At 39.4% G+C, this 12265-nt stretch carries 11 protein-coding genes; 2 read left to right on the top strand and 9 right to left on the bottom strand.

Annotated features, from left to right (window positions below; genetic code table 11):
• Positions 1-143 precede the first annotated feature (143 nt).
• Positions 144-488: an RNA-binding protein gene (locus PHW01_03920; GenBank protein ID MDD5627125.1), complete on the top strand. Its 345-nt coding sequence runs from the start codon at positions 144-146 to the stop codon at positions 486-488.
• Between the two features lie 96 nt (positions 489-584).
• Here PHW01_03920 and PHW01_03915 read toward each other — a convergent pair whose 3' ends face one another.
• The 3 genes from PHW01_03915 to PHW01_03905 are packed head-to-tail and all read right to left on the bottom strand — an operon-like array spanning position 585 to position 4664.
• Entirely contained in the window at positions 585-2921 is a 2337-nt protein-coding gene (locus PHW01_03915; protein MDD5627124.1) for a heavy metal translocating P-type ATPase, read from the bottom strand.
• A complete protein-coding gene (locus tag PHW01_03910) occupies positions 2908-4368 on the bottom strand; it encodes a sulfite exporter TauE/SafE family protein (GenBank protein MDD5627123.1) in 1461 nt (486 codons plus the stop codon). Before PHW01_03910 ends, PHW01_03915 begins: the two co-directional genes overlap by 14 nt.
• A gap of 32 nt (positions 4369-4400) precedes the next feature.
• Positions 4401-4664 (bottom strand): metal-sensing transcriptional repressor, encoded by a 264-nt coding sequence (locus PHW01_03905; GenBank protein ID MDD5627122.1) that lies wholly within the window; start codon positions 4662-4664, stop codon positions 4401-4403.
• 214 nt (positions 4665-4878) lie between these two features.
• Here PHW01_03905 and PHW01_03900 point away from each other — a divergent pair, with 214 nt between their 5' ends.
• Entirely contained in the window at positions 4879-5646 is a 768-nt protein-coding gene (locus tag PHW01_03900; GenBank protein MDD5627121.1) for an SGNH/GDSL hydrolase family protein, read from the top strand.
• Positions 5647-5792: 146 nt separating this feature from the next.
• Here PHW01_03900 and PHW01_03895 read toward each other — a convergent pair whose 3' ends face one another.
• The 6 genes from PHW01_03895 to PHW01_03870 form a co-directional block, all read right to left on the bottom strand.
• Positions 5793-6866: a M20/M25/M40 family metallo-hydrolase gene (locus tag PHW01_03895; protein ID MDD5627120.1), complete on the bottom strand. Its 1074-nt coding sequence runs from the start codon at positions 6864-6866 to the stop codon at positions 5793-5795.
• 95 nt (positions 6867-6961) lie between these two features.
• Complete coding sequence (locus PHW01_03890) at positions 6962-8245, bottom strand: glutamate-cysteine ligase family protein (protein MDD5627119.1); 1284 nt, start codon at positions 8243-8245, stop codon at positions 6962-6964.
• Between the two features lie 825 nt (positions 8246-9070).
• A complete protein-coding gene (locus PHW01_03885; GenBank protein ID MDD5627118.1) occupies positions 9071-9292 on the bottom strand; it encodes a hypothetical protein in 222 nt (73 codons plus the stop codon).
• A gap of 487 nt (positions 9293-9779) precedes the next feature.
• Positions 9780-10157 (bottom strand): alpha-isopropylmalate synthase regulatory domain-containing protein, encoded by a 378-nt coding sequence (locus tag PHW01_03880; GenBank protein MDD5627117.1) that lies wholly within the window; start codon positions 10155-10157, stop codon positions 9780-9782.
• Between the two features lie 476 nt (positions 10158-10633).
• Positions 10634-11758 carry a hypothetical protein gene (locus tag PHW01_03875; protein ID MDD5627116.1) on the bottom strand — a complete coding sequence of 375 codons (1125 nt, stop codon included), beginning with the start codon at positions 11756-11758 and terminating at the stop codon, positions 10634-10636.
• The gene (locus PHW01_03870) at positions 11679-12230 is read right to left on the bottom strand and encodes a hypothetical protein (protein MDD5627115.1); all 552 of its coding nucleotides are present in this window, start codon (positions 12228-12230) and stop codon (positions 11679-11681) included. Before PHW01_03870 ends, PHW01_03875 begins: the two co-directional genes overlap by 80 nt.
• Between the last annotated feature and the right edge of the window lie 35 nt (positions 12231-12265).

The following is a 12265-nucleotide window of genomic DNA, read 5'->3' as shown; positions in this document are numbered from 1 at the left end:
ATACAAACATAAGTAGGGTTTTCTCCAAAGTGGTATTTCTAAAGTAGTAGAGACGTAAAATCTTGCGTCTCTCCAAAATAAAAGACCTCAAGTGAGAAGTTAAGTCGTCCTACGAAAATTTAATCAAGCAAAATAATCTCAAAATGGCAAAAAAATTATACGTCGGTGGTTTGTCCTACAATACCACTGAGGAAACCTTGAAAGATTTCTTTTCCCAAGCAGGCGCGGTGGAATCAGCGATGATTATCACAGACAAAATGTCTGGCCGCTCCAAGGGATTCGGATTCGTGGAAATGGCAAGCGACGAAGACGCGCAGAAAGCGATCGAAACTTTAAATGGCCAAGAGTTGGACGGACGCAGCCTAAGAATAGATGAAGCGAGACCAATGAGCGATCGGCCGCGAAGAAGCGGCGGCGGCGGCTTTGGCGGCGGACGCGGAGACGACAGAGGCGGATATGGCGGCGGCAACAGAGACCGTGGTTGGTAATCTATCAGAACTTCAATAAGATAAAAAATCTTGTCCCTCACGGGGGACAAGATTTTTGTTTTTGAAAAGTTTTTAAAACTGGTTCAAAACCTGGCTCTATCGCGCTTTATATCTCTTCATTGAAAGCGCGTTCAAAACCACGCTGACCGAAGAAAAAGCCATTGCGGCCGCCGCGATCGCGGGGTTTAACAGCCAACCTGTCCAAGGATAAAAAATACCCGCGGCTATAGGAATACTGACAATATTATAAAAGAAAGCCCAAAACAAATTTTGCTTGATTTTTTTTAAAACATATCCGCTCAAAAGAATTGCTTTCACGACATCCCTTATATCATCCTTAATCAAAATTATTTCCCCGGTCTCCATTGCTATATCCGTGCCGCCCCCCAAAGCGATGCCCAAATCCGCCTGGGCTAAAGCGGGCGCGTCATTGATGCCGTCACCGACCATAGCCACAACCCGCCCTTGGCGGGAATTTCTAATTTCTAATTTCCAATTTCCAATTTTTCCGCCCATTTGCAATTGTCTAATTGCTCCCGCCTTATCTTGTGGGAGGACTTCGGCTAAAACGTAATCAATGCCAACTTGTTTAGCGACGGCGTCCGCCACCCGCTTATTGTCGCCGGTAATCATGGCCGATTTTTTACCCATGCGCCGGAGCATTTCTATCGTTTGTTTTGTATAATTTTTTATTTCGTCCGCTAATAAAATAGCCCCGATAACTTTCTCATCGTGATGGAAAACAAATAAATATATACTAGCCATTCCTTTTTCCATTAAACTATCCGCAAAGGAAGTGTCGATTTTTCTTTCAGATAATAATCTTTTATTGCCAAGCCCTATGTATAAATTATGCTCGCATATTGCAATAATCCCCCTACCGGGCAACTCTTGAAATTTTTTTAATTTTTTAAATTCAATATTTTTCTTTCTAGCATATTCAAATACTGCTTTAGACAAGGGATGATGGGAGTTTTGTGCGAGAGACCCCGCCAATTTAAGAATTTTCTCAGCTGGGTAACCATATTTAGGGTTACTGATTACTCCTTGCACTTTCGGTTCGCCTTTTGTGAGCGTGCCGGTTTTATCAAAAACAACGACGTTGACTTTGCGCGCCATCTCCAGCGCCTTGGCGCTTTTTATCAGAATTCCGTTTTGTGCAGCCAGTCCCGTGCCCACCATCACGGCGGTGGGGGTGGCTAAACCCAAGGCACAAGGGCAAGCAATAATTAAAACTGCAACAAAAACCGACAACGCAAAAGCTAAAGATTGTCCCGCCACAAACCAAATAATAAATGCCAGCAGGGCGATGCAAATCACCCCCGGCACAAAATATAAAGCAACCTTGTCTGCTAAAAGTTGAATCGGCGCCTTCGCCCCCATTGCTTCCTCCACAACTTTAATAATCTGGGCCAGCATTGTATCCTTGCCGACGCGGCTGGCCCGAAATTTCAAAACCCCGGTTTTATTGATCGTGGCGCCAATCACCTCATCGCCTTTCTTCTTTTCTATGGGAATGCTCTCGCCAGTAATCGCTTTTTCATCAACTGCGGAATAGCCATCCACTACAATTCCATCAACCGGAATTTTCTCTCCAGGTTTAACCAAAATAACATCCCCCACCTTTACCTTAAAGATAGGAATTTTTATTTTCTCGTTGTCTTTTATAATGGTCGCTTCTTGGGGTTGTAGTCCAATTAGTTTTTTAATTGCATCGCTGGTTCTGCCTTTAGTTATTGCCTCAAAATATTTACCTAAAGAGATAAAGACTAAAATTAAAGCCGCGCTTTCATAATAAAGATGCGCCCCCGCATTTTTGCCTGAAAGGATAAAAAGAGAAACCGCCACGCTATAAAAATAAGCAGTAGCTGTGCCTATAAAAATCAAGGAATCCATATCGGGAGCAAGACGTAATAAACCTTCAAACCCCTTCACCCAAATATTCCAACAAGCCAAAATTATCGCAGTGGCTAAAATAAACTGAATCCAGATTCCATAATTTTCAAAAACCATCGGCATTGGCCAATGAAGCATCTCTCCCATCACCATATAGAGAATGGGTAAACTCAAAATGAGAGCTAGCAAAAAACGTTTTTTGACGTTCCCTGCCTCCACTGCGTGATGATGATTATGCTGTACCCCGCCGGTCTCTTTCGCGGTATGATATCCTAAACCTTCAATAATTTTTTGAATCTGGCGAAGATCAATCTTGCTGGAATCATATTCTAAATAAGCTTTTTCTGCAGGAAAATTAACACTCGCCGAAGTGATCCCCTGTTCTTTTTTTAAAGTATTCTCAATCTTAGCCACACAAGAGGCGCAATGCATCCCTATAATTTTCAAAATAATTTTTTTGTTCATAATATTTTGGTGAGGTTTATAAATAGCAATATTAATATTTATTTCATTGATTTTGGATTTATTGAGATCCACATCCACATCCTCCCCCTGTCCCCCTGGGATTGTCCGAAGATTCTCCTTCTACGCTTTTTGCGGGATCAGGACTATTTACTCCCCCTCCCGCTTCTTTTGTTACTATAAATTTCCCCCAAACCATTTTCATCCCGCAACTAAATTTAATTTCCCCCACCTCTCGGGGAGTAAATTCAATCACATTCTCACCATATTGCAATTCTCTGCTAATGCCTAACTTTTCTACCAAAATTTCCTTCGTGCAGCCGCTCATTTGTTTCACATCAATTACCCAACGCACAGGGACACCGGCTTGAACATATAGAACATTAGGCACATAGCCGCGGTAAGTTAAATCCATTTTCACAGTCTGATACCCTTCCTTTTCACTCATTACTTTAGGCTCCTGAAGCGGGGAGGAAGAATTCGGCGTGGAAACTTCCTTGCCAAAACCAGCCAAACCCCGATTAAACATCAGAAGGCCTAAAATAATCACGACCACTCCGGAAAATTTCATCATCCATTTGATCTTTTCTTGATTAAGAAGAGAAACAAAACTTCCCAAGCCAAACATTAAAGGGATTGTACCCAAAGCATAAATTCCAAGACTCAAAGCCCCTCTAGCCGCGCTGCCCGAAGCTAAAGCGTAAAGTTGCATTGCTTGCAAAGGTCCGCAAGGCATTAAACCATTTAAAAGCCCAATTATAAAAGGTCCTTTAGGTCTGCGGCTTTGATTCTGGCGGTATAGAAATCTGGCGATAAAAGCAGGGGTTTTTAGTTTCACTCTTTGGAGCCACCGAAAATTAGTCAATAAAGACAAACCCATTATAATCATAAACCCTGCCGCCGATAAAGTCATTATTCCCGTGAAAGTAGGATTGATACCGAAAAATGAACCGAAGCCGCCCAGAATAGCGCCAATTGCGGTGTAAGAAATCAACCTGCCTAAATTATATTGTAAATGGGACGAGGACAATCTGCGGTTTTCGCTTTTAGCGATTTGGTGAGTCGTGTAAGCAACCACCAGCCCTCCGCACATCCCTATGCAATGAAAACTAGCGAGAAATCCAATCAGAAAAATCAAACCATAACTTAAATTTTTTTCATTCAACCGGGCTAATAGCTCCCATCCGCCGAATTTTTGGACTAAAAAATATCCTAACAAAAACAGAATCAAAAAAAGCGAAGCGAGTGTTAATTTTTTAAACCAAGACCCTTTTACTCTCTTTGGCTCTGAAGATTCTTCAGAATTAAATTCTTCGCTAACTTTGTAATTTAATTGTTTAATTGTTTTAAAAATAATCTCTTGAGAAATCTCATCTTCCCTAAATTCAACATAACCCCTACCCGCTTGATAATCTACATTAATACTCTTGACCCCCGGCAAGGTGGCAACCCTGGTTTCAATTAAAGTTTTACAGCTTGAACAGTGCAGACCCTCAATCTTTATTTTGATTTTTTGAAGCATATCTTTTTATTTATCCTCGGCTAGCCCGAGATTTATTTATTGAATAATTTAGTGACTTTCAAAATCTCCTGAATCATTTCCTGCTTTCTTGCCTCATTTTTGGTTTCCATTGCCTTTTTAAAGCAAGTGTTCAGATGATTTTCCATCAGCATCTCATGGGCTGACCTTAAAAGACCAATTACGGCTAAATTCTGCTGCATAATATCAATGCAATATTGATCTTGCTCGACCATTTGAGCGATTTTTGCCAAAAGGCTTTGTGCCTTTTTAAAGTTAATAAGGGTTTTCTGTTTCATATTCTCCATATTTTTAATTTAATATTTTAAATTCTCTGTATACCTATACCATAGGTATGGGTATACTACAATCTTAACTGATGACTAAAATCGTGTCAAGAGTACTTAATTTGTGGTAAAATAAAACTATCCGACAGATCTCTCGTTGAATTTCCTTTAAGATTCACTATCAAGAAATATACAGAATATCAGTATATTAAAGAAACATAAAAATATGAAAAAAATTTTCTCCTCTATTCTGCTTCTATCTTGCTTTCTAGTAAGCGTTTTGTTTTTTACTGGCTGCGTCTCTAAAAATCAGACCCCTACTTCACTTCCTCCTTCAGAAAAACCCCAGACCCAAACCCCAGAACAAGAACGTAAATTTGTGGCTTTGGGTGACAGTATGACCAAAGCTAACAATCTTTCCAGCGCTCTTCAAGGAGATCACGAAGAATACAGTTTTTCTACAGGCGCGCAAATTAATAGTGCTTATCAATATTTAAAAGAAAAAGGTGAAAACTTGACCGCTGTCAACTTAGCCTCTTCAGGCGCCACCAGTAAAGATATTCTCGCAAAACAAGTGCCCAATGCCTCAAGCTACCACCCTCGCTATATTACTTTATTAACCGGCGGTCCGGATTTAGGGAGCAATGTTTCTTTAGCTGTATTTAAAAATAATCTGCGCCAGATTGTTTCGCAGTTAAAAAAAGAAGATATTATGATCCTTCTCGCCACTATACCGAATATAAATCAAATGCGTAAAGGAGGAGGACCTGCTTGCCAAACAAATAAAATTGGTTTGAGGCTGGAAAATTTTACACCCCAAAATCTTGAAGCTTGGAATCAAACCATCAAAGATGTGGCGGAAGAGTATAATTGCACCCTTATTGATCTCTATCCTATTTTAAATCAGAACGACGTCAGTGATTATGACTGCTTGCACCCCAACCTGCAGGGTCAAGAAAAAATCGCCAAGGAATTTATTAAATCTTTACAATAAAAACTTTGATACATAAAAAATACCGCTCCTCGTCCAATAACTTCATATAGAGACTTGGCTCAAAAAAATCAATATCTGCGCCGAGTCTTTTTTATTTTATAAGGGAAATAAAACCAAGCTAAAATACTAATGATTTTTTGCAAAAATCACTTGATAATTTCTAATAAAATTTCCGTTATCTTGATTAAATCTTTAATTCTGACTCGCTCTTTTTTAGTATGAGCGTCCCTGACGCCGTTTGCAATTTCTACTGCTTTAATCTGATGCTCGTTAATAATATTTAAATCAGAGGCGCCAGTAGAAATAGTAAGTTCAGAAGTAATTCCCACTTTGCGCATCGCTTTACAAACTTGTTTTACTAAAGAATCGGAGGGTCGGTGTTTGTACCCCGCGACCTCTCTAACAATTTTTAACTTATAGCGTGCTTTCTCTTTAATACATTCATCTTGTGCTGCTTTCTTCATTTTCTTTATCGATCGCTCAAGTTTGGCTCTACTAAAGCTGCGAATATCTCCCTTAAAAACCACTTGCTCGGGAACAATATTCGTCCCTTGCCCGCCGGAAATTAAACCAATATTAAAAGTTGTTTCCTGATCAATTCTACCGACTACTAACCGACTGATTACTTTGGCTGCGAGTACAATTGCATTGATCCCTTTTTCTGGCTCCGCTCCGGCATGAGAGGACTTACCTATAATAGTTAATTCAAAAGATTTGATGTGTGGCGAAGCGGAAGTAATAATCCCCACTCTTTTTGCCCTATCCATACCAATTGCTTCCCGCGCTTTTATCTTACGGAAATTAAATTTGCTAATTCCAACCGATCCTCCCTCCTCTCCCGTGGAAAAAACAATTTCCAAAGGTCGACACTTTAAATTATTTTCGCGGATTAAATTTAACAGTTCTAAAATTATTGCTACACTGGCTTTATCATCCGCACCCAAGATATTATCGCCCTCGGAATAAAAATACTCGTCCCTTTGATAAGGAATGATTCCTCGTCCCGGCTCTACTGTATCTAAATGCGCTTCTAAAAGCAGAGGCGTGCCTCGACCCGGCACGGAAACAAAAATATTACCCGCCTTATCTTTTACCGGACGTAAACGCAATCTTCGCAAATAATCTAAAACCTCGCGAATCGCTTCATTCTCTTCGCCTGTTGGGCTATCAATACGAACTAGCTTAAAAAATATATTGCGTAATCTTTTTGGATTTACCATGTTACTAAGATAAAATCTAAATATATAAAAATAAATATTTTTAAAAATAGGGGGATTTGTTGCCTTGAAAAAATAACCCAACAAATCCCCATCTACTAAAAACGGTAACAAAGCTTATCAATTAAAACCTTTGTCCCGCCAGTTGAAAAAAGAGCCACTGCTTGGTGAGCAGGATTACGTTTCGCTGCCAATCTTCCATAAAGAGGAGCTAAAAAACTTTTCTCGTATAAACCTCTCTTGGCTAACCCTTCTGCGGCTAAATCCAGAAGTTTAGACAGGTATGGAACAACCGATCTGCCACCTATCTTAGCGTCAAAGCCGGAAAAGATGGCGTCTTCTCTTAATGCCCGCCAGTCCTGCCAGGAAAAGTCGTTAATAATCTCTCGTTCTGTCTCATCAATCAATTCTGCAATACCAAGCGTCAGAGCATCTACTGTCATGTTTTCTTGCTGGGGCTGAGCGCAGCAAGGACGCACCTCTATGGTTCCATAAGGCACGCGCGGCCGCGCGCAAAACCAAACTGTCCCTTCATGCAAAAGATAACGAGATTCAAAAGACTCTATTCCCCCGTCATTAGAAAGATATTGTCCAAAATTAACTCCCGGAGCAAAATATTCGCCCTTGCCTCGTTGAGTAACTAGCATCTTTAAACCGCATACATAACTCATAAGGTGATTTATATCCCGAAACTTTTCATATGGCACACCCACTCTGCCGCCATTAGAAAAACTCCAATGGTCCTCCCTCACTGCTAGTCGGCCCTTCTTATCAATACCCCCTGACCAAACAGGCGAATTAGCGCACAAAATAATCATTAACCCAGCTAAAGCATTATATGCATTTGTAAACTGGACAACCTCCGCCTGCGTAATATCAATATGGGTTTGATGAGCCGCAGTTATCGTTACATTATTAATACTTTCTGGATAATTTGTGCGCACGACTTCATGCCGCCCTTTCTTAACCCAATAAAGATCACTGGGAACAGCGCAAGGTTGAATGCCATATCCGAGCACCAGCCCACCATGCCTATAAATGACTTTGCAAATATAGCGCATGCAATCATTAAAGGCTCCTACTACCTTCCATAAGTCTGGGAGAGGAGGAAGGCTAACTTCTAAAGTGCAATAGCCTGCGTCGGTCGTAATGTTTACGCCGTCTTTCTCAACCCCCAAGACCACATCAGAATAACAATCATCATAATAAGGCTTCCATCCTCCTTGGACTAAAACAGGAAAAATACTCCGCACATCAAAAGGTTGGCCATCTTGATCAATAACCGGAAACTCGCGCTCCGCACCAATCCATCTTTTTCCTCGCTTCAATTCCAGAGGGAATTTGCCAAGATAATTTTCCGCTAAAAAATCTAAATTCAACATTCTTATCTCTCCTTTTTTGGAAATGTCAATTTTACCAAACTAACCCACCGAAACCCTGCAAACGTTATTAAATTCAAAGAACAAAAAAAACCGGCTTAATTAGCCGGTCTAGTTTCTAGTGTAAGACAGGTTTTAAACCTGTCTCTGCTAAAAATCAGGCCGGCGAAAGTCGGTTATAAAACCAAAAATCAAAAAATAAATTATTTTGTGAAATATTATTTTCCATAGCTCTTAAAAGCATTATAACTCACCATAAAATATTGTCAAGGACTCTCTTTAATCAAATCTTGATATTGATTTTTTTTCTAACCCAAAAATCATCCTGCAAAAACAGTAAGAAATTGCCCGACCCCGGATCAACCATAAAAGATATACTCACCATAAGCCCACCCTTTATTCATTTTTTCTAACGTTTCTTCTTTCGCGCAGTTTTCTTCTTCGTGGTTTTGCGCTTCTTTGTAGCTTTCTTTTTTTTTGCCATTTGCGATCACCTCCCTTCTTATTATTTTTTATCTTTGCGACAAAAAATAAAAAAATAATTTTAATCAAAAGGATTTCTTTCTTCAAAAACTTTTCCTCAAAAATTTTCTCTTTCCCACCAAAGTTTTTTTAAAAAATTTAGGCAGGAAGGTAAAAAACTTTTGCGAACTTTTTTCTTTTTATTTTCATTTCCTCCTTTGATGTTTTTATTATACAACAAAAAAAAAGTTTTTAAAATAAAAAATTGTGGATAAACTATAAAAATCAAAAATGTAAAATGAGAAAAACAAAATGAAAATGTAAAACGAAAAAATTTTTTAATTAAATAAAAACCCGAAGAAAAAATTATTCTCCGGGCGCACAAGAAGAAGATACTGTGGCGGCATATTGCTTTAAACCGTCCACATGTAAAGAACTATTATTCTGCACTACTGGATCGCTGTATACCTGATTAATAATCTTCTCAATGGATCTTCGAAATTCTTCTGCTGTCATTTCTCCTATGTGCAAAGAACGCAATGCTTCGCCAATCTGCATACGATACGATTCCAGGGGATCTTTAGACATCAACCCATTTCCTCCTTTCTATTTGTTATATTATTCCGGAAAATGAACAAAATAAAACTGGTCTTGTTTTTCAAGACCAGCTAGTTTCACGATTAATTTGTGTTTTCACATCACAAAACTAGCCGGTCCAGAAAATCGGATTTAATGGTGCGGATATATTTTTGAAACTTGAGGTTATTCATACCTTTAATAGTCTAATTAAAAGAAAAATATTTGTCAAATAAAACTGTGGATAAAACATAAAGTGTGGAACACAACTAAAAAATAAAAAGGCAGGTTCATAAAAAGAAAAAACTTCTTTTTTAGCGAACCTGCCCAAAGCAGCAAACCCCGTTAGAGAACGAAGTTCTTTAACATGGCGAATCACCTGCTATCCCAATTGTGCAGGATAACTGCTCGGGTACACTCTAGGCACCGCAAAGAGGATCGCTCTTTGTGAGCTTTGATGATTGCTACTTTGAAGGGGTAATAGTGGACACTGCTTTTATCACCTGTTGCAGTTGGCCGGGAATCCTTTTCCCCTATGGGAATTTTTATTCCCATTAAGATTATTAACAGCGGCAAGATAGGCCTTGGTGCTTGCTTCTACAATATCTTTGCTTGTGCCACGACCAATGCTTTTTCCGCCATTGACTGCGATATGTATAACCGCTTCCGCCATCATATCCCTACCTTTCATTAAAACCTTTAAAGAACACTCAATAAACTTAGCATTAATATCCGTCATCTTATTTACCGCTTTAAACACCGCATCCAACAGATTATCCCCACAACAAGCTGCTTCCTTTAACACTTCATCTCCATTCTTTAAACCCAGTACAACAACTGGTGTTTGAGTTCCGGCAAGGACCTGCAGATACTCCAAAGAGTACATATTATACCTCCTATCACAAAATTTGATTAAGTAAAGAACCAAAAAAACAAAAACAAAAAACTAGCCTTTCCCGGGCTAGATTTTTATTTTCTGATATTTGAAACATTGAAAAAACCTAGCCCGCGAGTGGCAGCAACAAAACGCCCACCAACAATAAGGCTAGGTTTTTTGAACTATTATTAAACTTAGAAATCACATTAGTCATATACTTAATTCTATTTTACCAAACCCCCAATGGTTGTCAACCCCGTTAGAAACTCGTGCGGGGCATTAAGCCCAACCGCACGAGTTATCTATATTTCTATATTAACCGCTAGCCTAGCTGCGTGCCCCGTTAGAAAAAATTTTCTAACGGGGCGGGGCATGTTTCTAACGGGGTAAAGACATTAAAAAAAATAGCTCTTGATATCAATTGCCTTGAATCAAGAGCCTAAGGTAACAGAGACGCCTGGATATATGTTGTCCTCCTAATCTCTATCATCTCTGCCGCTCCGACCTATCTTTGTATAGAAACCATCGAGGTCAGCACCTTTTCGCTGAATTCTATAAGCAGTTCTTGGCGGATCTTTTTGAGATACTTTTGTAACATATGGCTCTCCGAGTTTAGTAAGTCTTTTCTCTTTATAATTTGCTATCATTCTCGAGCAGATCCTCGGCATATCAAGGGGATCCGCTACTACGGTACCACTATTCTCTCCGAGCCTGATTCGCACTATTCCTGGTTTAAATATACCCGCTTGAGTAAGTTGCCTTGCTACCTGTTCAAACTGAGTAAACTTTGCCTCCTGATCAATTTCCTTAAGATACCTTTTATATTGACCCAAACTAGATCCCTGTGAATAAATATCATAAAGGCAAAGAAGCTCCCTATCCTCTTCTCTCAAACCAGCCGTAGTTAACGCCTGACTAATTATTGCCTCGGTTTTTAAGCTATCTTGTTTTGCTCGCTCTCGTGTCCTCGCCACATTTGCTGAAATATCGGATGAACGCACAACTTGGTTTTTCCGCCTAACTTCTTTCGTTGCAGCATCTATCGCAGCATCATATTTCTCCGCAAGAGCATACTGCCCTTTTTCCAAAGCTTCCTGTTTCTTGGCAAAAAGGTCCTGCACAGCAATTACTTTCTGGTTTCTGTTAGACGCATCCACCTTACTTTCAAGATTCACATATTGGGTTTGGATATTCTTAACATTAGCATCTTGCTCGCCTTGTTTTTTTTGCACTGCGAGCACAATCCTACTCTGATCATCTACGGCTTTCTGAACTAACTGGATGTTACTTGCCGAAGTATCAACCTGTTGCATTGCTTTTTCAAGTAGGGAAAGCGCTGACTCCATATCCTTCTTAAACTGGGCATTATTATTGCCGCAATTCGCAACATGATTATTTAACGCTTCTCTAAGATCATTGATTTGTTTCTGCAATTCTTGATTAGTTACACTATAGGACGTTGGAATAAATAAAGTTAAACAGGCAAAAACAATAGCTAGAACACATATTACTCTTTTCATCTTAATCTCCTCCTTCGCTTTGAAGCTTTTGGTCAACACTTTCCAATAAAGCATTGATCTTTTGCGTTTTGTCTTCAACATTGGAACGATATTCTGGATCAAAGGCAGAGCTTTCAACAGAATCTGCTGTAATTTGGGTATCGTCTTGAGCATTATCTGATGAGTCTTCTTGATTGACGTTGTCTTCTAAGTTATTTTCTGAAATATTTCCTTCAGATTTAACGTCATCTTCTTGATAAAAATGCTTTCCCGAATGCTTGGTATATAGTTTCTTATTCGGATAAACTTCTGCTTTCAATTCCTCCTTAGTTGTGGGTGTTAATGAAAAACTGATAACCTTAACCTCTTCTGGGACATAGCTCGCCGGCTTTTCTAAGGATATAGTGCTTGGACGATTAACCCGATGCAGTCTGTTATAGACATTTTTAGCCAAAATGAACACTGTTAAAAATGCGAAGGAGCAAAATAGCAGTATTATTGTGGCAAGAATTTTTTGCCTTCTCGGCCGCTTAATATAGTGGATACCCCGAATCTCTAAATCTTGTTCAGACATAGTCTATACCTCCAGTTTGAAAACGTCAGTAAAAT

It is taken from the genome of Patescibacteria group bacterium (assembly GCA_028717685.1).
In the GTDB taxonomy this organism is placed as follows: domain Bacteria; phylum Patescibacteriota; class JAQUNI01; order JAQUNI01; family JAQUNI01; genus JAQUNI01.
The sequence above is the reverse complement of the archived record's forward strand: the minus strand, read 5'-3'. Positions and strand labels throughout refer to the sequence as shown.